The organism is Nonomuraea sp. NPDC050790, assembly GCF_044456745.1.
GTDB lineage: Bacteria > Actinomycetota > Actinomycetes > Streptosporangiales > Streptosporangiaceae > Nonomuraea.
Map to the genome: position 1 here is coordinate 403515 of NZ_JBITGF010000004.1, position 21696 is coordinate 425210.

17 protein-coding genes and 1 pseudogene are annotated in these 21696 nt (G+C 70.4%); 5 read left to right on the forward strand and 13 right to left on the reverse strand.

From position 1 onward, the window contains the following. Nucleotides 1-18: 18 nt before the first annotated feature. The 3 genes from ACIBEJ_RS22235 to ACIBEJ_RS22245 form a co-directional block, all read right to left on the reverse strand. On the reverse strand, nucleotides 19-1932 hold the full coding sequence (locus ACIBEJ_RS22235; protein WP_397184678.1) for a hypothetical protein: 1914 nt from the start codon (nucleotides 1930-1932) through the stop codon (nucleotides 19-21). Nucleotides 1933-2005: 73 nt separating this feature from the next. Then, complete coding sequence (locus ACIBEJ_RS22240; RefSeq protein ID WP_397184679.1) at nucleotides 2006-2218, reverse strand: DUF2277 domain-containing protein; 213 nt, start codon at nucleotides 2216-2218, stop codon at nucleotides 2006-2008. A 3-nt stretch (nucleotides 2219-2221) separates the two neighbouring features. Next, on the reverse strand, nucleotides 2222-2959 hold the full coding sequence (locus ACIBEJ_RS22245; protein WP_397184680.1) for an IclR family transcriptional regulator: 738 nt from the start codon (nucleotides 2957-2959) through the stop codon (nucleotides 2222-2224). A gap of 62 nt (nucleotides 2960-3021) precedes the next feature. On the opposite strand from ACIBEJ_RS22245, the gene ACIBEJ_RS22250 reads away from it, so the two are divergent. Next, on the forward strand, nucleotides 3022-3726 hold the full coding sequence (locus ACIBEJ_RS22250; protein WP_397184681.1) for a VOC family protein: 705 nt from the start codon (nucleotides 3022-3024) through the stop codon (nucleotides 3724-3726). A gap of 293 nt (nucleotides 3727-4019) precedes the next feature. On the opposite strand, the gene ACIBEJ_RS22255 is transcribed toward ACIBEJ_RS22250, so the two are convergent. The 5 genes from ACIBEJ_RS22255 to aceB form a co-directional block, all read right to left on the reverse strand. Next, nucleotides 4020-4763, reverse strand: a complete 744-nt coding sequence (locus ACIBEJ_RS22255) for an IclR family transcriptional regulator (RefSeq protein WP_397184682.1) — start codon at nucleotides 4761-4763, stop codon at nucleotides 4020-4022. A 388-nt stretch (nucleotides 4764-5151) separates the two neighbouring features. Then, on the reverse strand, nucleotides 5152-6393 hold the full coding sequence (locus ACIBEJ_RS22260) for a (Fe-S)-binding protein (protein WP_397184683.1): 1242 nt from the start codon (nucleotides 6391-6393) through the stop codon (nucleotides 5152-5154). 2 nt (nucleotides 6394-6395) lie between these two features. Further along, nucleotides 6396-7676, reverse strand: a complete 1281-nt coding sequence (locus tag ACIBEJ_RS22265) for an FAD-binding oxidoreductase (RefSeq protein WP_397184684.1) — start codon at nucleotides 7674-7676, stop codon at nucleotides 6396-6398. Beyond that, the gene (locus ACIBEJ_RS22270) at nucleotides 7676-9124 is read right to left on the reverse strand and encodes an FAD-linked oxidase C-terminal domain-containing protein (protein ID WP_397184685.1); all 1449 of its coding nucleotides are present in this window, start codon (nucleotides 9122-9124) and stop codon (nucleotides 7676-7678) included. Before ACIBEJ_RS22270 ends, ACIBEJ_RS22265 begins: the two co-directional genes overlap by 1 nt. After that, nucleotides 9121-10698, reverse strand: coding sequence for a malate synthase A (aceB, locus tag ACIBEJ_RS22275; protein WP_397184686.1), 1578 nt, complete (start codon nucleotides 10696-10698; stop codon nucleotides 9121-9123). Before aceB ends, ACIBEJ_RS22270 begins: the two co-directional genes overlap by 4 nt. A gap of 147 nt (nucleotides 10699-10845) precedes the next feature. On the opposite strand from aceB, the gene ACIBEJ_RS22280 reads away from it, so the two are divergent. The 4 genes from ACIBEJ_RS22280 (at nucleotide 10846) to ACIBEJ_RS22295 (ending at nucleotide 15484) form a co-directional block, all read left to right on the forward strand. After that, entirely contained in the window at nucleotides 10846-11535 is a 690-nt protein-coding gene (locus ACIBEJ_RS22280) for a DUF4097 family beta strand repeat-containing protein (RefSeq protein WP_397184687.1), read from the forward strand. 75 nt (nucleotides 11536-11610) lie between these two features. Next, nucleotides 11611-13029: a GTPase HflX gene (gene hflX, locus ACIBEJ_RS22285; RefSeq protein ID WP_397184688.1), complete on the forward strand. Its 1419-nt coding sequence runs from the start codon at nucleotides 11611-11613 to the stop codon at nucleotides 13027-13029. 426 nt (nucleotides 13030-13455) lie between these two features. Continuing rightward, nucleotides 13456-14664: an imidazolonepropionase gene (hutI, locus tag ACIBEJ_RS22290; protein ID WP_379616555.1), complete on the forward strand. Its 1209-nt coding sequence runs from the start codon at nucleotides 13456-13458 to the stop codon at nucleotides 14662-14664. Nucleotides 14665-14677: 13 nt separating this feature from the next. Continuing rightward, complete coding sequence (locus tag ACIBEJ_RS22295; protein WP_397184689.1) at nucleotides 14678-15484, forward strand: DegV family protein; 807 nt, start codon at nucleotides 14678-14680, stop codon at nucleotides 15482-15484. A gap of 318 nt (nucleotides 15485-15802) precedes the next feature. On the opposite strand, the gene holA is transcribed toward ACIBEJ_RS22295, so the two are convergent. The 5 genes and pseudogenes from holA to ACIBEJ_RS22320 form a co-directional block, all read right to left on the reverse strand. Next, entirely contained in the window at nucleotides 15803-16786 is a 984-nt protein-coding gene (gene holA / locus ACIBEJ_RS22300; protein ID WP_397184690.1) for a DNA polymerase III subunit delta, read from the reverse strand. 321 nt (nucleotides 16787-17107) lie between these two features. After that, complete coding sequence (locus ACIBEJ_RS22305; protein ID WP_397185278.1) at nucleotides 17108-18316, reverse strand: ComEC/Rec2 family competence protein; 1209 nt, start codon at nucleotides 18314-18316, stop codon at nucleotides 17108-17110. Nucleotides 18317-18889: 573 nt separating this feature from the next. Then, nucleotides 18890-19981, reverse strand: a pseudogene (locus tag ACIBEJ_RS22310) (ComEC/Rec2 family competence protein); the annotation flags it as partial. After that, entirely contained in the window at nucleotides 19950-20642 is a 693-nt protein-coding gene (locus ACIBEJ_RS22315; protein WP_397184691.1) for a helix-hairpin-helix domain-containing protein, read from the reverse strand. The pseudogene ACIBEJ_RS22310 and the gene ACIBEJ_RS22315, both read right to left, overlap by 32 nt. A gap of 504 nt (nucleotides 20643-21146) precedes the next feature. After that, nucleotides 21147-21632 (reverse strand): MarR family winged helix-turn-helix transcriptional regulator, encoded by a 486-nt coding sequence (locus ACIBEJ_RS22320; protein ID WP_397184692.1) that lies wholly within the window; start codon nucleotides 21630-21632, stop codon nucleotides 21147-21149. Between the last annotated feature and the right edge of the window lie 64 nt (nucleotides 21633-21696).

Here is a 21696-nt window from a genome sequence, read left to right on the forward strand (position 1 = left end):
CCAGTGCCGCCCCTTCGTCTAGCCTTCCGCGGCCAGTGCCGCCTTCGTCAGGTCGGCCTGGCGGCGGATCTGGCGCATCACGACCGGGTTCAGCCCCTTGGCCTCGAACGTGGCGACCATGCCGTCCATGACCGCGTGGGCCTGGGCTAGGTCGCCCTGGCGGGCCTCGGCGCGGGCCAGGCGGCGCATGACCATGTTGAGCGTGATGTTGTCGATCGAGGGGTTCCTGGCCACCACGCCGAGCTGCTCGATGCTCTCCTTGGTGTCCGGCGGGCGGATGCGCAGGTTCCTGGCCGGGGTCAGGTCCTTGAACTCCCGCTCGGCGTTGAGTCCCTTGACCATCCGGGCGTAGACGGACAGGGGGTGCGAGCCGTACCGGGAGATGACCTCGTCGAGGGCGTCGTTGCCCGAGCGCAGCGCCGGGGAGTCCGAGCCGAGCAGCGAGAACAGCTTGCCCTGCTCCTCGCCCAGCATCAGCTCGGCCACCCGGTGGTCGTCGGCCGAGACCGGGTAGCCGACCCTGATCGCGCAGACGTTGGAGACGATCCGCGAGCCGTCGCCCGCGATGTACTGGGCGCGCACCTGGTACTCGCCCGGCTGCTGGAAGTAGTGGCCGTCGCGGCCGTGGCCGATGTAGGCGCTGCGGTAGACGGCCGGGTTGTTGTCGTCCAGGCGGATGTCCGGCGAGGTGTCCACGCAGTGGCGCATCATCGGCCGGTAGACGACCGTGCGGCCGCCGGGCTGCGTGATGCACACCTGCGTGAACTCCGTGTCCGGGTGCAGATGGCTGTGCGTGGTACGCGGCTCGCCGGTCACCCCGAGCTTCAGCTCCACCACGACCGGCTCGCCGAAGCCGAACGACTCCTTGGCCCGCAGCTCCAGCCGCAGCCCCGACTGGTCCATGACCGGGTGCTCGAACGGGTCGATCTCGGCGGCCCCGGTGCCGAACGCGTTGGCGCCCATCGCCACGTCGCGGAAGAAGCCGTGGCGCAGGTGGACCAGCTCCACGTCCGTGAACTGGAACGGGAACGCCGCCCAGTAGCCCTGCTCGCCGCCCGGACGGTAGTTCTGCACGTAGTTCATCCACGACAGGTCGCCGAAGCCGCCGTTCGGGCCGAGCGGCTGGGGCGGGGTGGCCAGGTTCTTCTGCCAGGAGTGCAGCAGGTTGAAGGCGTGGCCCAGCTCGTGGACGTACGTGCGGAGCTGGGCGCGCTGCGCCTGCGGGCTCTGGCCCTGGATCGCGTCGTAGAAGACGGCCGCGCCCTGGCGCTGGAAGCCGTCGTTGTAGTCGAACATGATGCCCCGGTAGCCGCCCACGTGCTTGCTGGCCACCAGCAGCCAGACCCGCCAGGCTGCGGCGTCGCCGTACCTGCTGAACTGGGTCGTCATCGCGTGGTGCAGCTCCGCGTCGTCCCAGGCCAGGTCGGCGCCCTCGCCCCCGGTGGCCACCACGCCCGGCTCGGTCACGCGCAGCTCGATCCCGGCCTCCGCGTAGGCGGCGGGCACGTTGAGCTCGCGCGCGGGCGAGGCGGCCGGGCCCGGCAGCGAGCCCGTGTGGTACGACACGAACGGCACCGCGCCCACCACCGAATCCTGCTCCAGCAGGACCGTGCGGAAGTACGGCGAGACGTAGGCGAGCTGGAAGTCGTCACCGCCCACGTGCGCGCTCGCGCCCTCATGGGTGATCGTGATGCTGACGCTCCTGGTGGGAACGCTGTAGGTGAACCGGCCCGAGCCCCAGACGCGCGCCGTGTCGCCCTCCGCCTGAACGTTCGGCTGGTCGACGCGGAAGGAGCCCACGTACGAGGTGGTCGCCCCCGCCACCGAGAACAGGTCGCCGCTGACCCGTCCGGTGGGACGCGCTCCGTCGACGTCGACCCTGAGCTCCAGCCGCGCGTCGCCGTTCTGACCCTGGTACAGCCCGCTGATCATTGGGGGGCTCCCTCCCGATGGGGGTTACACCGGGGACGTTCCCCTCGCCGAGGGAGCCTGTCAACAGGCCGTTTCAGCGAGCGCCGCGGACCTGGAGGGAGCTGAGGAGTTCCTCGGAGGCGTGGGTGATCGCCTCCACGGCGCGGTCGAAGGCCTCCGCGTTGTGCGCGGCGGGCGCGCGGAACCCCGAGATCTTGCGCACGAACTGCAGCGCCGCGGCCCGCACGTCCTCCTCGGTCACGTCTTCGGTGTACGGCGGGCGCAGCGTCTTGATGCTTCTACACATGCCTCAACGGTAATAGCCGATGCGCTGGCTGATCTCCCGGGCACCGGCGGCCACGACGGCCCCGGCCTCGGGCAGGCGCTCGCGCGTCAGCCGGTACGACGGCCCCGACGCGCTCACCGCCGCCACCACCGAGCCGTCCGAACCGCGCACCGGGGCCGCGACCGCGTTCAGCCCCATCTCGAGCTCCTCGACCGTGGCCGCCCAGCCGCGTTCCCTGATCTCGGGCAGGCCAAGGCCCTCGACCGTGACGATCGTGGCGGGCGTGTAGCGCTCCAGCTCGCGGGGGATCGGCAGCGCGCCGAAGGCCAGCAGAACCTTGCCGCTGGAGGTGGCGTGGGAGGGGGTGCGCTGGCCCACCCAGTTGTGTCCGCTGATGGCCGCCGGGCCGCGTACCTGGCTGATGTTGACGGCGTGGCCGTCCTGGGGGACCGCGAGGTTGACCGTCTCGCCGACCTCCTCGGCCAGGCGGCGGCACACCTCCCGGCTCTCCTTGGACAGATCGAGCTGCGCCGTGGCCGCCCCGGCCAGCCGTACCACGCCGAACCCGAGCCGGTAGCGCCCGCGGTCGCCGCTCTGCTCGACCAGGCCGCCCTGTTCGAGGGCGTTGAGCAGCCGGAACGCGGTCGACTTGTGCACGTCCAGCTCCACCGCCAGATCGGTGACCCGGGTGGCGCCCTTTTTGGCGAGGATCTCCAGGATCGCGATCGCCCGATCCACGGACTGCACCGAGCTGTTGCTCATGGCGCAACACTACTGATTTTCTGCCGGCTTTTCTGTCAGTGCCGAGTGGGAAGCTCTCCACCATGACGTTCTCAGAAGGCGCGCCCTGCTGGGCACAACTGCTGACACCCGACGCCGAGGCGGCCAAGCGCTTCTACGGCGGCCTGTTCGGCTGGACCTTCGACGATCGCGGCGCCTTCACCATGTGCTTCGACGGCACCAGGCCCGCGGCCCAGATCACGCAGGCGCCGGGAGAGGCGTGGGAGGTCTACCTGGCCACCCCCGACGTCACCGCCGCGGCCGCCCGGGTCCCCGAGGCCGGGGGCACCCTGCTGGAGAAACCCTTCGACGTACCCGGCCACGGCCGCTACGCCCGCGCCGCCGACCCCGCCGGGACGCCGTTCGCGTTGTGGCAGGCGGGTGAGTTCGCCGGCGGCGGACTGCACTGGCTCGACCTCAACACCCGCGATGGCTCGCGGATCGACGCCTTCTACTCGGCTGTCTTCTCCTACGACGTGCGTCCGGCGTCCGCGGACTACTCGCTGTGGCACGCCGGTGGGCGCGCGGTGGCGGGGCGGCTGGAGATGTCCGACGAGGAGTGGGCGGGGATCCCTGAGCACTGGATGACGTACTTCGCGGTGGAGGACGTGGAGGCTACGGCTTCGCTGGCGGAAAGGCTGGGCGGCACAGTGGGCCACGGCCCCGTGGACTCCCCCCAAGGCCGCCTGGCCATCATCGGCGACCCCTCCGGCATCCCCTTCACCACCATCACCCCCACCCCCACCTAACCCCACACCCCACCACCCCGACCCGCTCAGCCAACACCACCCGCCCCGGTCCGACCGGCCACCGCCGCACCGGTACCTGGCTCCGGCATCGTCTGCCCGGGAAGGTCCTGCTCATGTGGCCCACCTCGGCTCGTGGCATGCGCGCTCGTTTTCGGAGGGCACCCGCCTTGCGCGGTGGCTCCCGGGTTGGGGTTGTCCCGCGTCTTGTTCAGTCCGGAGGCCGCGCCGCGGGGCAGGGGTGGGCAGGTGGGATGGGTTTCGTTGGAGGGGTGGCGGAGCGTGTGGAGGGTGGGTCAGGGGGCGGGGCTGAGTTCGGTGCCGAAGGCGGTGGCGATTTTGCGCATGCCGGTGGCGAGTTCGTCCCGGTCCAGGGCGTCTATGCGTTCGGCGGGGCCGGAGACGGACATGGCGGCCACCACGCGGTTGCCGTCCTGGACCGGTACCGCCAGGCAGTGGACGCCCAGTTCCTCCTCGCCCAGGTCCATCGCGTAGCCGCGAACGCGGACCCGGTCCAGTTCGGCGAGCATGGACTGCGGGTCGGTGATGGTGTTGGCGGTCTTGCGGGGCATGCCGGTGCGTTCGAACAGGCTCAGGGCCTCGTCGGTGGTCCGGTCGGCGAGCAGCACCTTGCCCACGGCCGTACTGTGCGGCAGCACCCGCCGCCCCACCTCGGCGAACATCCGCAACCTGCGCGGCGACGGCACCTGCGCCACGTAGACGATGAAGTCACCCTCCAGCACGGCCAGGTTGGCCGTCTCGCCGGACAACTCGACCATCCTGGTCAGGTACGGCTGCGCCCACACCCCGACCATCCGCTCGGCGATACCGCCCAGCCGTACCAGCCCGCCCCCGAGGGCATAGCGCCGGTCCGACTCCTGGCGTACATACCCGCGTGACAGCAGGGTCTGGAGCAACCGGTGGATCGTCCCGTACGGCAGGCCCGTCCTGGCCGCGATCTCCGACAGCCCCGCTTCGCCGCCATGCTCGGCCAGCGCCTCCAGCACGTCGAGCGCCCGATCAACCGACTGCACGCTCACCCGCTCACCCCCGCTCGCTCCCCACCCGTTCCCCCGGGAAACCTACTCCCGATCCACCCACCTCCAGACCAACCCAACCCCCACGACCCAACCCACTCGGGTCCAACAGCCTCGGGTCTGACGGTCTGCGGTCTGACGGCCTGGGGTCTGTCAGCCTCGGGGTCGATGGCCTGCGGCCGGACAACCTGGGGTCTGACGGTCCCAGGTCTGACGGTCCCGGGTCTGACGGTCCGGGGTCTGACGGCCTGGGGTCCGACGGCCTGGGGTCCGACGGCCCTTGGTCTGATGGTCTGCGGTCTGACGGTCTGGGGGATGACGGTCTGCGGTCTGACGGCCGCAGGGGTGAGGGACCGGGCTGGGGTGGCGTGTCGGTGGGTCATTGCGTCCCTCACGGTGAGACGTCGCGTAGGGAGACACCACGTAGCGAGGCGTCGAGGATCTCGGCCGTGTGGGCCACGCGGATCGAGCCCCCCGCCCGCCCCACAGCCGAGGCGATCTGCATCGTGCACCCCGGGTTCGCCGACACCAGCACCTCCGCCCCGGTCGACGCCACCGACCTGGCCTTCCGTTCACCCAGCTCACGTGCCGCATCCGGCTGGAAGATGTTGTACGTCCCCGCCGACCCGCAACAGATCGCCGCCTCCGGCACCTCACGCACCGACAACCCGGGAATGGCCGACAGCAGTGCACGCGGCTGGGCCCGGATGCCCTGGGCGTGGGCCAGGTGGCAGGCGTCGTGGTAGGCGACGGTCAGGGGCAGGGGGTGGCGGGTGGCGGCGGGGCCGAGTTCGGCGAGCCATTCGGCCAGATCGACGGTCCTGATGGCACGGGCCCTCGCCGCCCAGTCCGGCTGGCCGGCGAGCAGCTCGCCGTACTCCTTCATGGACGAGCCACACCCGGCGGCGTTGACGACGACGGTGGTGACTCCGGCGCGTTCGAAGGTGCGGATGGTGCGCCGCGCGAAGCGGCGGGCCTGGTCCTCGCGGCCGGAGTGCACGCTGAGGGCGCCGCAGCAACCCTGGCCGGGAGGGATCACGACCTCGCACCCCTCCAGCGCGAGCACCCGCGCGGTCGCGGCGTTGACCTGGGGAAAGAACTCCCCCTGCACGCACCCGGTGAGCATGCCGACCACGGCCCGGCGCGGCCCGCGCGCCCGTACCCGGCGGGGCAGGCGCTGCCTGCGAGGGGCGACCGGCGGTGCGAGGGCGGCCATCGCGCCCAGGCTCGGATGCACCCGTTCCAGGAACGGCGCCATCCGCTCGGCCAGCCCGATACCAGGACGCAACGCCCGAAGCCGCCGGGGATAGGGGAACAGGCTGAACACGATCCCGCGCACCGCCCGCTCCAGCGGATCGCGCACGTGCACCCGTTCGACCTCGGCCCGCGTCTGCTCGATCAGCCGGTCGTACTGCACCCCGGACGGGCACGCCGTCACGCACGCCATGCACCCGAGGCAGGCGTCGAAATGCCCGGCCATCTGGGGAGTGACCGGTGTGCCCTCGGTGTGCTGTTTCATGAGGTGGATCCGCCCGCGAGGGGAATCCATCTCCTCGCCCCACAGCACGTAGGTCGGGCAGGTGGGCAGGCAGAACCCGCAGTGCACGCAGTCCTTGATCAGCTTCGGATCCACCGTCAGATCCCTCCCACGAACCGGCCGGGGGACATCCTGCGCCCGGGATCGAACCGCTCCTTCACCCGCCGCATCAGCGGCAGCGCGGACACCTCACCCCACCTGTCCACCGCGTACGGCGAGGCCAGCACGCTGACCCGGGCCCCCGCCCCCCGCAGCCCGTCCACCGCCTTCCCGAACCCGAACCCGGCCCCGGCCCCGGCCCCGGCCTCGGACCCGTCCCCCCAGAGGAAGAACCGCCCGGAGACCGGCGAACCCCGCAAAGCCAGCCCAGAGCCCTCCAAGGCACCCAGAACCCCTGAGACCCGATCGGGCAGGCAGCGCACCTCGGCCAGCCACTCGCCGTCCCCCACCTCGCCCCACCAGGCGGGCATGCCACCATGCCCACCCATCAGGGCGACCTCACCGCCGTCGGCGTCGCCCTCACCATCACCGCGACCGCCCTCACCGACAAGGCCACCGCCGTCGCCCTCGCTGTCCAAGAGCGCCCGCGCACGACGTTCCGCGGCCGCGCCCTCCACCAAGGCCGCGATCGTGACAGGACCGGAGGTTCCAGGCCAGTCCAGCTCAACCGCCGCAGGCTCGGCCTGCGCCGCGGCCAGCCGTACCGCGAACTCCTGGACCTGCGGGGGAGCCACGCGCGTGCGCACCCACACCCGCTCGGCCGCCAGCGGATGCAGACGGAAAGTGGCTTCCGCGATCACCCCGAGCGTCCCGAACGAGCCGGTGAACAGCTTGCCCAGGTCGTAGCCGGCGACGTTCTTGACGACCTTGCCCCCGGATTTGGCGATGGTGCCGTCGGCCAGGACGACGGTGATGCCGATGAGGAGGTCGCGCGGCGTGCCGTACCGGAAGGAGCGGGGGCCGGTGGCGCCGGTGGCGAGCAGGCCGCCGACGGTGGCCTCGTCGCGGAACGGGCCGTCGTAGACGAGTTCCTGGCCCTGCGCCGCGAGGTGGGCGGCGAGCGCCGCCAGCGTGACGCCCGCCTGCGCGCGGACCACGAGGTCGCCGGCGGCGTGCTCGATGATCTCGTTCATGCAGCAGGTGTCGATCAGCACGTCGCAGCGCTCGGGCGGCGCGCCCCAGTCGAGCTTGGTGCCGCCCCCGACGGTCACCGTGGCGAGGTCCGCCGCGGCGCAGGCGCGCAGCAGCGCGGAGATCTCCTCCACCGACTCCGGCAGCGCGACCAGACCGGGCCGCACGCCGCCGACCGCGTCGAGCGGACCGGCCTCGCGTACGGCCACGCCGCTCCCGGCCAGCGCCCGCGCCGCCACGTCCGCCATCAGAACTGCTCCGCCTTCCCCGACTCGACCAGGGGATGCACGCCCCTGCGCACGCCGGGCACCTCGCCGCACAGCCGCGGCGTGGGGAAGACCTTGCCGGGGTTGGACAGGTTCGAGGGGTCGAAGGCACAGCGGACGAGTTGCATGGTGTCGAGATCGTCGTCGGAGAACATCCTCGGCATATATCGGGACTTGTCCACCCCGACCCCGTGCTCACCCGTGATCGATCCGCCGTTCTCGATGCACAGATCGAGGATCTTGCCCGACACCGTCTCCGCCCGCTCGCCCGCCCCCGGCTCCGCGTCGTCGAACAGCACCAGCGGGTGCAGGTTCCCGTCGCCCGCGTGGAAGACGTTCGCCACCTTGATCCCGTACTCGGCGGAGAGCCGGTCGATGCTCGCCAGCACCGCGGGTAGGCTGGTGCGCGGCACCACGCCGTCCTGCACGATGTATGCCGGGCTGATCCGCCCCACCGCCGCGAACGCCGACTTGCGGCCCTTCCAGATCGCCGCCCGCTCGGCCGGATCGGCCGCCACCCGCAGCTCGAACGCCCCCGCGCACAACTCCTTGAGCTGCGCGAACTGCCGCTCGACCGCCTCGGCCGGCCCGTCCAGCTCCACGATCAGCACCGCCCCGGCCCCCTCGGGGTAGGCGCAGGCCACCGCGGCCTCGGCCGCCTCGATCGACAGCGCGTCCATCATCTCGATGGCCGCCGGCACGATCCCCGCGCCGATGATCGCCGACACCGCCTGGCCGCCCTGCTCGATGCTCGCGAAGGCGGCCAGCACCGTCGTCACGGCCTCAGGGGTACGGCTGAGCCGTACCGTGACCTTGGTGGCGATGCCCAGCGTGCCCTCCGAGCCCACGAACGCCCCGAGCAGGTCGTAACCCGGATCCATCCGGTCAAGCGTCACGATGTCCCCGTCGGGGGTGACGATCTCCAGGGCCTCGACGTGGTTGACGGTGAAGCCGTACTTGAGGCAGTGGGCGCCGCCGGAGTTCTCGGCCACGTTGCCGCCGATGGAGCAGATCTGCTGGCTGGAGGGGTCGGGGGCGTAGTAGTAGCCCTGGTCGCGTACCGCCTCGGTGATCGCCAGGTTGGTGACGCCCGGCTCGACGACCGCGCGCCGGTTGGGCAGGTCGATCTCCAGGACGCGCCGCATCTTCGAGGTGACGATGAGCACGCCGTCGGTCCTGGGCAGCGCGCCGCCGGACAGGCCCGTGCCCGATCCCCTGGCGACGAACGGCACGCCGTACCTGTTGCAGAGTCTGACGATCGCGGCGATCTGTGCCGCGGAGTCGGCGAGCACCACGACGCCCGGGGTGGCCCGGTGGTAGGTCAGGCCGTCGCACTCGTAGGTGCGCAGGCGTACCGGGTCGGTGATGACCTCGCCTTCACCCGAGGCCACCCCCTGAAGCGCCGTGATGAGCTCAGCCAGAGGGGTCATGGCATGCGAGCATAAGCCGGAAGGGTGAGGAACTCCGCGAAATCATCGTCGAGCGCGACCTCCTTGAAGAGCGCCTCGGCCTGGGCGTAGCGCTCGGCGTCGTAGCCGGGCTCCTTCGCGATCTTGGCCAGCTCGTCGGCGATGATCCGCTCGACCAGTTCCTTCGTGACCGTCTCGCCGGTGTCGGCCAGCGCGATGCCGTTGTGGATCCACTGCCAGATCTGCGAGCGGGAGATCTCGGCGGTGGCGGCGTCCTCCATGAGGTTGTGGATCGCGACCGCGCCGAGCCCGCCCATCCAGGCGGCCAGATAGCGCAGGGCGACGTCCACGTTGTTGCGCAGCCCGGTCTCGGTGATGCCGCCGGGGGTGGCCGAGACGTTGAGCAGGTCCTCGGCGCTGACCTGGACGTCCTCGCGGGTGCGGTCGAGCTGGTTGGGACGCGCGCCGAGCACGCCGTCGAAGACCTCGCGGCAGATCGGCACCAGGTCGGGGTGCGCCACCCACGAGCCGTCGAAGCCGTCGCCCGACTCGCGGGTCTTGTCCGCGCGCACCTTCTCCAGTGCGACCGCGTTGACCTCGGGGTCGCGGCGGCTCGGGATGAACGCGGCCATGCCGCCGATCGCGTGCGCGCCCCGCTTGTGGCAGGTGCGGACCAGCAGTTCGGTGTACGCGCGCATGAACGGGGCGGTCATCGTCACCGCGTTGCGCTCGGGCAGCAGGAACTCCCTGCCCCGCGTGCGGAACTTCTTGATCACGCTGAAGAGGTAGTCCCAGCGGCCCGCGTTGAGACCGGCCGAGTGCTCGCGCAGCTCGTACAGGATCTCCTCCATCTCGAACGCGGCCGGGTACGTCTCGATCAGGACGGTCGCCCGGATCGTGCCCTGGGGGATGCCGAGCGCGTCCTGCGCGTGGACGAAGACGTCGTTCCACAGGCGCGCCTCGAGGTGGGACTCCATCTTGGGCAGATAGAAGTACGGGCCCTTGCCCTTGTCGAGCTGGAGGCGCGCGCAGTGGAAGAAGTAGAGGCCGAAGTCGAACAGCGAGGCGGCGACCTCCTGGCCGTCGACCAGAGCGTGCTTCTCGTTGAGGTGCCAGCCGCGCGGGCGGACCACGACCGTGGCCAGTTCCTCGTCGGGCCCCAGCGTGTAGCTCTTGCCACCGGTCTCGAAGTCGATGGCGCGCTCCAGGGCGCTGCGCAGGTTGAGCTGGCCGGCGACGCAGTTCTCCCACAGCGGCGAGTTGGCGTCCTCGAAGTCGGCCAGCCAGACCTTGGCGCCGGAGTTGAGCGCGTTGATGGTCATCTTCCGGTCGACCGGGCCGGTGATCTCGACCCGGCGGTCCTCAAGCCCAGGCGCGGGGGCGGCCACCTGCCACTCGCCCTCCCTGACCGCCTTCGTCTCGGGCAGGAAGTCGAGCGTGCCACCGGCCGACAGCTCCGCCTGCCGCGCCTGCCTGGCCTGCAGGAGTTCCAGGCGGCGGGCGTCGAAACGCCGATGGAGCGCTGCCACGAACTCGAGCGCCTCCGGGGTAAGGACCTCGTCGAACCGGTCGAGCATCGGGCCGGTGATCTCCATGGGCCGAAACCCCTTTCCATGGCGTGGAAAACATGTTCTGGATTATGGAAGTGAAGCTACTTCATGAGGGGTCGAGGGTCAAAGACGGGGGTGGAGTAGGGGGTATCCCGGATGTGGGCCCCCGCCTCGCCGGGGCAGATTTGAGACATGAAAACAATCGTGTTCGCGGGGGCTCTGCTGGCCTCCACGGCCGTCCTCACCGGCTGCGGGCTGGCGAGCATTGGGGGCCCCACCGAGGAGAGCGTCGTCAGCTACGACGTGAACGACAAGGTCGCGGCCCTGGACGTCAACTCGGGATCCGGCGACATCGTGATCACCGAGAGCGAGCGCGCGGGCATCCGCGTCACGGAAACCCTCCAGTGGCGCAACAACAAACCCCAGGCCGAGCACAAGGTCGAGGGTGACACGCTGCGCGTCACCTATGACTGCAAGGGCGGCTTCGGCTCCTGCAGCGTCAGCTACAAGATCGAGGTGCCCAAGGGCCTGAAGGTCAAGGCCGACGCCGGCTCCGGCACCATCACGCTGCGCAACCTCACCGGCGAGCTCGAAGCCTCCGCGGGCTCCGGCGACATCGAGGCCTCCTCCCTCGGCGGCAAGAAGGTCCTGGCCGACGCGGGTTCCGGCAGCATCGACCTCAAGTACGCCAGCGCCCCCAGCGACGTCAGCCTCGAAGCCGGATCCGGCGACGTCACACTGACCCTGCCCGGCGGCTCCTACAACGTCAGGGCCAACGCCGACTCCGGAGACTCCAAGGTCGAGGTCACCAACGACCCGGGCGCCGCCAACCGCGTGAACATCGAGGCCGGATCGGGCAACATCAGCGTGGTGCCCGGATAACCAGGTGTTGGCGGCGGGGATGTCGTGCCACCATCTGGGGAAGACACCACGGTGTCCGGACGTTCCCTATTAGAGATGACACGAATGCAGAATTACTCCACGCTCGACCAGATCGAGACCGGCGAGATGGACCTCGAAGAGCGCCACGCGCTGCGCCGCGTGGCAGGCCTGTCCACGGAACTCCAGGACGTCACCGAGGTCGAATACCGCCAGCTCCGACTCGAGCGGGTGGTCCTCGTGGGCGTCTGGACCTCCGGGTCTTCGAGCGATGCGGAAAACTCCCTGCTGGAGCTCAAGCTCCTGGCCGAGACAGCGGGATCCGAGGTGCTCGAAGGCCTCATCCAGCGGCGCCAGAAGCCCGACCCGGCAACCTACATCGGCTCCGGCAAGGCGCTGGAGCTGCGCGACATCGTCGACGCCTCCGGCGCGGACACGGTGATCTGCGACGGCGAGCTGACCCCGGCGCAACTGCGCGAGCTCGAAGAGGTCGTCAAGGTGAAGGTCGTCGACCGGACGATGCTGATCCTCGACATCTTCGCCCAGCACGCGCAGAGCCGCGAGGGCAAGGCCCAGGTCGAGCTCGCCCAGTTGCAGTACCTCATGCCGCGCCTGCGTGGCTGGGGTGGCAACCTGTCGCGACAGGTCGGCGGCCGCTCCTCCAACGGCGTCGGCGTCGGCGGGCGCGGACCCGGTGAGACCAAGATCGAGCTCGACCGGCGGCGCATCCGCGAGCGCATGTCGAAGCTGCGCAAGCAGATCTCCGGTATGTCCACCTCGCGCGAGGTCATGCGCCACCAGCGCCAGCGCCGCGAGGTGCCGGCCGTGGCCATCGCCGGCTACACCAACGCGGGCAAGTCCTCGCTGCTCAACCGCATCACCGGTGCGGGCGTGCTGGTCGAGGACGCATTGTTCGCCACCCTGGACCCGACCGTGCGCAGGTCGCGCACGCCGGACGGGCGGCTGTTCACGATCGCCGACACCGTCGGCTTCGTGCGCCACCTGCCGCACCAGTTGGTGGAGGCGTTCCGGTCCACGCTGGAGGAGGTCGCCGACGCGGACCTGATCCTCCACGTGGTGGACGGCTCACACCCCGACCCCGAGGGGCAGATCGCGGCGGTCCGCGAGGTCTTCTCCACCATCGACGGCGCGCTCGACGTGCCCGAGCTCGTGGTGATCAACAAGGCCGACGCCGCCGACCAGGAAGTGATCGACCGCGTCATGCGGCGCGAGCGCAACAGCATCGTCGTCTCCGCGCGGACCGGCGCGGGCCTGCCCGAGCTCATGGAGCTCATCGAACGGCAGTTGCCCCGCCTGGACCACGAGGTGCGCCTGCTGGTCCCCTACGACAGGGGAGACCTGGTCTCGCGGGCCCACGAGGAGGGCGAGGTCGTCTCCGTCGAGCACGTGGAGGAGGGCACGATCCTGCACGCCTGGGTCCTGTCGAGCCTGTTCCACGAGCTGGAGAAGGTCGCCAAGCCGGTCGAACGGGTCTGATCTCCATTTTCACGGTACGGCTGCCGCTATCTCGATTGGGTGAATGCCCAGCGTATGGCGGTAGCCGTACATCTTAAATCCTGACAAATGCGACAGTGGCCTTGATGTGCTTGGGATTGCTACCATTGGCCAAGCCTCAGGAGAGCAAAGGGCACGGGTTGCGGATGATGGCTGCTGCGGGACGAGACGCATGCAGGGGGCGCTGTGACGATTGTGATTTCTTCCGAATAACCCTGTACAGTCGGCCGACCTGTGAAATAACGTAACTGAACTGAAATCGCCGGATCATGTGTCCGGCGAAACGGTCACCGCACATCATTGGCGGATGAGAGCAGGAGACCCCATGTCGTCCGGACCCGGAGCGGACTCAGTGGGCGCGGCGGAAGCCGTGCGCTGTGTTTCGCGTCCGTGCGTGGCGGTGATGCGGTGACCGTTCGCCTGCTGACCAACATCGGCCGCCTCTGGACCGGCAACGAGGTCCTGAGCAACGCGGCCATCCTCGTGCACAACGACCGCATCGCCTGGGTCGGCCGCGCGCCGGACCTGCCGCAGAGCGTGCCCGGCGTCGTCGACGACATCGTCGACGTCGACCACGTGGAGAACCTCGGCGGCGCCCTCGTCACGCCCGGCCTCATCGACGCGCACACCCACCCGGTCTACGCCGGCAACCGCTACGCCGAACTGGCCATCCGCACCGGCGGCTCCACCTCCTCGGCGATCACCGCGGCGGGCGGCGGCGTGGGCTCCACCGTCACCGTGACCCGCGGCACCGACCCGTGGACGCTGTGCAACGGCGTGCGCGAGCGCCTTCGCGCCTGGCTGCTCAGCGGCACGACCACCGTCGAGGCCAAGACCGGCTACCACCTGACGCGCGACGGCGAACTGGCCGACGTGCGGCTCCTGCGCGAGCTGGAGAAGGAGCCGATGATGCCGCGGGTGCACGTCACCTTCCTCGCGGCACACGTGGTCCCGCCCGAGTACTTCGGCCGCCAGCGCGAGTACGTCGAGGCCGTGGGCGCCTGGTGCGCCGACGCGGCCGCCGCCGGAGCCGACAGCGTCGACGTCTACTGCGACGAGGGCCACTTCACCACCGAGGAATCCCGCTGGGTCCTCGCCTCCGGCCGCAACGTCGGCCTGCTGCCGCGCATCCACGCCGGCCTGTTCAGCCGCCGCGGCGCCGTCCAACTGGCCGCCGAACTCGGCTGCGCCTCCGCCGACGGACTCCACCACACCTCCGACGAGGACCTCGCCATCCTCTCCAGGTACGGCGTGCCCGCCGTCGTCTGCCCGGCCACCGCGCTCCAGCGCGGCAACCTCCCGCCGGTGCGAAAGATGATCAAGCACGGCGTGATCGTCGCCCTCGGCAGCGACCACAACCCCGGCTACTGCGGCATCACCTCGATGTCCCAGGTCATCGCGATGGCCGTGGCCGCCTTCGGCATGAGCGTCAACGACGCGCTGCGCGCCGCCACACTCGGTGGCGCCACCGTCCTGGGCGCGCCCGACCGCGGCGTGCTCGCACCCGGCCGCCTGGCCGACATCGTCCAGTGGGACGCCGACCACGAGGGCGCCTTCGCCTGGTCCTTCGGCCTCAAGCCGCGCCGGGTCTGGCGGGGTGGCACCCCCGTTCAGTAGTTAATCTCGGGGTATGCCGCCTTCGGTCGCCGTCGTCACGGACTCCACCGCCTACCTGCCCGCCGTCGATGGCGTCTCCGTCGTTCCCCTCTCCGTGGTGGCGGGCGGGACGGCGTACGACGAGCCCGACTTCACCGGCGACCTGGCCACGGCGACGACGTCGCAGCCGGCACCCGAACGTTTCGCCGCCTGCTACCGTACGCTCGCCTCGGCCGGGCACACCGCGATCGTCTCCATCCACCTGTCGGCCGAACTGTCCGGAACCGTCGGCGTGGCCGAACTGGCCGCCTCGTCAGCATCATTACCGGTCGAGGTCGTGGACAGCCGGTCGCTTGCCATGGGCCTCGGATACCCGGTCCTGGCCGCCGCCCGCGCCGCCGCCCAGGGCGCCGACCTCGCCTCGGTGGCCTCGGCCGCGCGTGCCAGCGCCGCCGCCACCCGTACGTTCTTCTACGTCGACACCCTGGACCAGCTCCGCCGCAGCGGCCGGGTCAGCGCGGCCGCCACGCTGTTCGGCTCCGCCCTCATGATCAAACCCCTGCTGCACATCAAGGACGGCACCATCCAGCCCCTGGAAAAGGTCCGCACGGCTGCTCGGGCGGTGGCCCGCATGGAAGACCTGGCCGTGGAGGCCGCCGCCTCATCTCCGGTGGACGTGGCTGTCCAACACCTGTCCGCCCCCGACCGAGCCCAATCTCTGGCCGACCGCCTCCGCAAACGCCTACCTCAACTCCGCGACCTCACCTTGGTCGAGATAGGCGCCGTGGTAGGCGCACACGTAGGCCCCGGCACCCTCGGCATAACCCTCACCCCCACCTAACCACCCCCGCCCCCTGACGACCCGCCCGACCCCACGGCTTGCCCCGCGCTTACCACGCGCCCGCCCGCTCACCACCCGCACGGCCCTTCATGCCCCGCTCCGCCGCTCGTCTCCCGGGCCGCCCCTCACCACTCGCCCGGCCGCTCACGACCCGCCCGGCCCCTCACCACGCGCCCGCCGCCTTCACTCGTCCGGCCCCTCATGACCCGCTCCGCCCCTCACCCCGGGCGGCACATGGGGTTTCCTGGCCATGCACCCCGAGTCCAGGGCGTATGTCGAGATTGGGCCGACCTTCTTGCCCGTGTGCTGGAGCTGGGCTCAGCGGCCGGTGCGGTTGGAGACGATCGTCTGGACTGCGCGTTCGAGGGCGTAGCCCGGGTCGGCGCCGCCGCCCTTGACCTGCTCGTCGGCCACCGCCACTGCCTGGAGCGCCCGGGACAAGCCTTCCGGTCCCCAGCCGTTGAGCTGGCGGCGTACCCGATCGACCTTCCACGGCGGCATCCCCAGGTGGCCGGCCAGTTGACCGCCGCGAAGGTTGCGCGGCGCGCCGCCCACCTTGGCCAGCGACCGCAGGCCGCCCGCCATCGCGCTGACCAGCAGCACGGGCGCCACCCCCGTGCCCAGCGCCCAGCGCAACTGCTCCAGCGCGTCCGCCAGCCGCCCCTCGACGGCGGAGTCCGCCACGTTGAACCCCGTGACCTCGGCCCGCCCCTTGTGATAGCGCGCGACCGCCGCCAGCGTGATCGTCTTCTCCTGCGTGTCGAACGCGAGCTGACTACACGCCGCCGCCAGCTCACGAAGATCGTTGCCTACGGCTTCCAGCAGCGCCTGGGCCGCGTCACCGGCGATGGCGCGCTTGGCCCGTTTCACCTCGTTCTTGATGAAGTCGAGCCGTTCGGCGGGCTTGGTGAGCTTGCTGACGGTGACGACGTTGACCCGAGCCTTCTTCAGCCCGTCGACCAGCGCCTTCCCCTTGACCCCGCCGGGATGCACCAGCAGCAGCACCGTGTCGTCGGAAGGCTGCCCCGCATAGGCCAGCACCTCGGCAATCACATCCTTGCCCAGATCCTGCGCCGACCGGATCACCACCACCGACCGGTCGCCGAACAGGGACGGCGAGGCCAACTGCGTCAGCTCCCCCTGCGCCACCTTGGACCCGACCAGATCGTGCACCTCCGCCCCGGCATCGGCAGCACGCGCGATGGCGACAACCTCGCCAACGGCCCGCTCAGCCAGCAGTTCCTCGTCGCCGACGACCAGGGTCACGAGTGGTGGATCGGTTGCGGCCATGTCGAGCAGCATGCCACGTCACACCGACAACCAGGAACTCAATCCACGACCCACCCACCCGGCCCGCAGCCAAGCCTGAGACCTGGCTTACGGACCGGCACTGGAGGAGCGGGTCTCGGCTGGGGACCTGGGTTTCGGGCTGGCGCCGACAGGGCCCTGGGTTAGGCGAGCGCCGCCGCGCCACGGACCGGGTCTGGACGGTCGGGAGCCGGGAGGCGGACGGCGTGGCCTCGAAGTCGCGGGGTGGTCGTGAGTGGGGGTGCGGAAGACGGCAGGGGGTGAGAGGGGGCGCGCGGTTGGACGGCTGAAGGGGAGGCCCTGTGTTGGCCGGGGTTAGTTGCGGGGGGTGATGGCCAGGGTGGTGTTGTGGTCGGTTATGGCTAGGTCGCCGGACTGGTCGGTGCGGTAGATGCGGGCGCCTGAGCGGTGGAGGAGGGAGAGGGTGGCGGGGGCGGGGTGGCCGTAACTGTTGTCGGAGCCGACGCTGATCAGGGCTGCTCTGGCGCCCACCGCGGTGATGAACGCGGGGTCCTGGCGGGCGGAGCCGTGGTGGGGGACCTTCAGGATGTCGGCGGCTGGGGAGGCGGTGGTCAGGAGGGCGGCTTGGGCTTCGGTTTCTATGTCGCCGCTCAGCAGGATGGAGCCTGCTCGCCAGCGGACGCGGAGTACGACGCTGGTGTTGTTGATCTCGGTGCCTTCGGTGGTGGTGTGGGTGGTTGGGGGTGCTGTGGGTGGGGCTAGGACTGTTAGCTCCGAGGGGCCGAAGGTCCATTGGGATCCGGGGGTGGCGGTCCATTGGGGGATCTTGTGGGTTGTCAGGGTTTGGGTGATGGGGGGCGGGGTGGGGTGGCTGGTTAGGAGGGCTGCGCCTGTTCTGCGGTTCTTTAGGGCTCCGGGGAGGCCGCCTGTGTGGTCGGCGTGGGGGTGGGTCAGGATGATCAAGGGGATCTCCTGGATGCCTAGGTCGCTTAGGCAGCGGTCCATGGGGGTGGGGTCCGGGCCTGTGTCGACCACTACCGCCCTGCCTGGGCCTGCGGCTATGGCTATGCCGTCGCCCTGGCCTACGTCGCACATCACCATCAGCCATCTGCGCGGGGGCCATGGGGACAGGGCTGGTGGGAGGGTTATGGATGCCACCAGTACGCCCGCTACTACCGCCAGGGTGATCGCTCGGCATCGTTGGTTTCGGAGCAGAGGTACGGCTACCGCCACCGCCATCGCCAGCAATGCCAGGCCGAGCAGGCCGCCTGGCCACGGGATGGTGGCGAACGGCAGGTTCGCCGCCCACCGCGCGACCGTGATGATCCAGCCGACCGCGTATCCGGCTGGGATCAGCAGGATTTGGGCCGCCTCCACACTGATCGGGGCCACAACTGCGGCGGCGAAGCCCAGGATTGTCGCCGGGGCGACCGCGGGACCGGCCAGGAGGTTGGCGATCACCGCTACCGGGGTGATCTGGCCGGACATCAGGATCAGCACCGGCGTCACGGCGAGCTGCGCGGCAGCCGGTACGGCGATCGCCTCCGCCAGCCACCTGGGCATGGCTCGCCGGGGCCGCAGGAGGTTCGCCGCCGCCTTGGCCATGGGGGGTCTGGGGTGTGAGCGGTTTCGATTGCCAGTGCTTCGGGTCTGGAGGGCTCCCTTGGTGCGGGTGAGGTAGGCGGCCGGGCGTGCCGTCGTGGAGCGTCTGGTCGTAGGGGGTCCCGTGGTGAGGGGGCCGGTGGTAGGGCGTCCCGTGGTGAGGGGGCCGGTGGTAGGGCGTCCCGTGGTGAGGGGTCCGGTGGTAGGGCGTCCCGTGGTGAGGGGTCCGGCCGTAAGGGGTTCGGTGGCGAGGGCTTCGGTGGTGAAGGGTCCCGCCGTGACGGGTTCGGGGGTGGGGTCACCAGGGGTGGGGTTTACGGGCGTGGGATCCGCTGGGGCGGTCATGCGGGCTTGGGCGGGTGGCGTTGCTGGCGAAGGTTGGGCTGGGGTGTACGGGGTTGGGGGCGGGAGCTGAGCTGGGGCGACGGAGGCTGGCGGCGGCGGTTGGCCTGGCGTGTGGAGCGGGGGATGAGCTTGGGTGTGGGGCGGAGGTTGGGCTGGGGTGTGGAGGGGTGGCTGGGGTGGCCGTTGGAGGGTTAATAGGTGGTCGCGCCAGCGAGGGGCCAGGAGGAGGATGCCGGCGGTGGCGGTTACGGAGAGGGCGAAGCCGTACGAGCGGGCCAAGTCTGGGGAGAAGAGGATCAGTAGTAGGACGGAGACGGAGAGGGCGGCTACGCCGTCGCGGGGGCGTCCGGTGGCCAGTGCCAGGGCTGCTGCCAGGCCCATGACCAGGGCGCGTAGGACGCTGGGGGAGGGGCGGGCTACCACGGCGAAGGCGATCATGGCTGTTGCGGCCAGGGCTGCTCTTGCGGGGAGGGGGAGGGGCGTCAGGCGGGATATGGCCAGTGTGGCGCCGGCGATGATGGCCAGGTTGGCGCCGGATACGGCGGTTAGGTGGGTTAGGCCTGCTTCTTTGAAGTCGGCGGTTACCTGGGGGTCCATGCGGGAGGTGTCGCCTACCACCAGGGCTGGGAGTAGGCCGCGTTGGTCCTGAGGGAACGGGGTGGCTGCTGCTCTCAGGCCGGAGCGTAGGGCTCCTGCTGCGGTTTGGAGGGTTGACGGGGTTCCTATGGGGGCGGGGGTGCCCTTCACCAGGAGGCGGGCTGCTGTCAGGTCGGAGGGGCTGGCGGGGGTCAGTTTTGCGGTGATCTTCAGGCGTTGGCTGGGGAGGAGGGCGCGCCAGGAGCCTCCGGTGGCGAAGAGGGTTACCGGGGTGTTCAGGGTTAGGTGGGTTGTGGGGGTTTGCAGGCGTTCTAGGCGGGCTTCTGCCACCACGCTTTCGCCGGGGAAGCGGGGGTTCCTGCGGATTCGGGGGTCGTCTGTGAGGACCACTTCTGCTGTCGCTGTGATGCCTCTCTTGGCCAGGGCTGGTATCGGGCCTGTTGTTATCGCTTGGGTGTGGAAGGCCACTGTTGCCGCTGCTGCGGCGGTGCAGGCGGCTGTGGCTACGGCTGTTCCTCGCCACTCGCCTGTTTTGTAGAGGATCGCCGTTAGTGCTATGGCTATCGCTGCGCAGACGAACGCGGCCTTGGGCGGGGCTGCCAGGAGGATCAGGGCGGTGGCCCAGGTGGCCAGGGCGGGGAAGACGGCGGCGCTATACGCGGACTCGGTCTTTGAGGTCTTCATACTTGCGGGGGCCTATGCCTGTCACCTCCTTGAGCTGGTCGACGCTGGTGAAACCGCCGTTGGTGTCGCGGAACTCGGCTATGCGGGTGGCCAGGACCTCGCCTACGCCCGGTAACTGTTCCAACTGGGTGGGGGTGGCGGTGTTGAGGTCGATGATCGACGTTGCGGGGTCGGCGGCCAGGGCTGCCATCGCCTCGGGGGCGCCCACCGCTATCTGCTCGCCGTCGATCAGGCGGCGGGCCAGGTTCAGGGGGCTGGGGTCGATGCCCTTGCGCAGGCCCCCGGCTGCCGCCAGGGCGTCGGTGACCCTCGATCCGGTGGGGAGGCGGTAGACGCCTGGGGTGCGTACTTTGCCGGTGATGTGGATGGTGACCGAGGCTGTTGGGCGTGGGGTGGTGGGGGCGGCCGGGGGTGGGGGGAGTGGTGCGGGGGTGGGGGTTGAGCGCCAGAAGGTGAACGCGGCTATCGCGGCTGCCAGGACGCCTATGGCTATGAGGACGCGTACGCCTGTGCGGGTGGGGGCCTGGGTGGCTACTGCTGCGCGGAATGCCTGGAAGGTGGGTGGGAGGCCTGGGGTGCGCTCGCCCGTCCCTGGGTGGGTGATCGATCGCAGCCTCGCCTCGGCTATGGCCTGCTCGGTGGTGGGGTCGGGGGAGCGCACGGCAGTGACGGTACGGCGGGGCGGGGTGAGGGGGGTGGGGCGAACGGGGTTCTGGGGACGGGGCGGGGGCTGTGGACAACCTCCGCCGCGGGAAGAGCACGCCAGGATGCTGGGCTGACCGGCCAGAGAGCTGCAGGAAATGGGCGGCCAAGTGGCCGGGGGAGGGGACGGCGCGGGCGATGGGGGCGTGGCAGGGATGGGCGCCCAGAGCGGCCCACGGTCGTAGGAAGGGCGCTTACAGGCGCGGAAAGGGCTGAGTGAGCGCGGACGGGGCGGAAGGGGGCGGAGGGGGGCGACGCGGGCGGAGCGGGCGGAGCGGGTGGAAGGGGGCGGAGCGGGTGGAAGGGGGCGGAGCGGGTGGAAGGGGGCGGAGCGGGTGGAAGGGGGCGGAGCGGGTGGAAGGGGGGCGGAGCGGGTGGAAGGGGGGCGGAGCGGGAGCGGCTGAATGGGCGCGAGAGGGGTGAGTGGGGAAAGGGCGGAGTTGGGCTGTAGGTGGGGAAGGGGTTAGCGGGTGGATTCGACGTTGTGGAGGAGTTGTTTCAGGAGGCCGTCCAGCGTTACCCGGTCCCCCGGCGAAAGCGCCGCGATCATCCCCGACTCCACCTCAGCCCGAATCTCCATGGCCTCCATCCACAACTCGTGCCCCCGCCCCGTCAACTCCACATCCACCCGCCGCCGGTCATCACTGCTCCGCACCCGCCTGATCAGCCCGGACCGTTCGAGCGTGTCGAGCCGCCCCGTCATCCCCGCCGGCGACAACATCAGCTCCCCCGCCAACACGGAAGGCGTGGCGCTCCCCCCGTGCGCCTCCAGCCGATGCAGCGTCTCGAACTCGAAGTCCTGCATCCCCACCTCGGCCAGCGCCGCCGCCTTCGTCTGGCTGAGGTGCTTGACCAGCATCTGCATCCGCGTCACCACCCCCTCGACGAGCTCGTCGTAGGGAGCCTTGCCGCGCCAGCGGGCGAGGTGACGGTCGACGGAGTCTTCCACGATCGGATCATACGCCGCCAAGTATTTAGTTGACGAAACATTCGCCAGCGAAATACCATTCCAG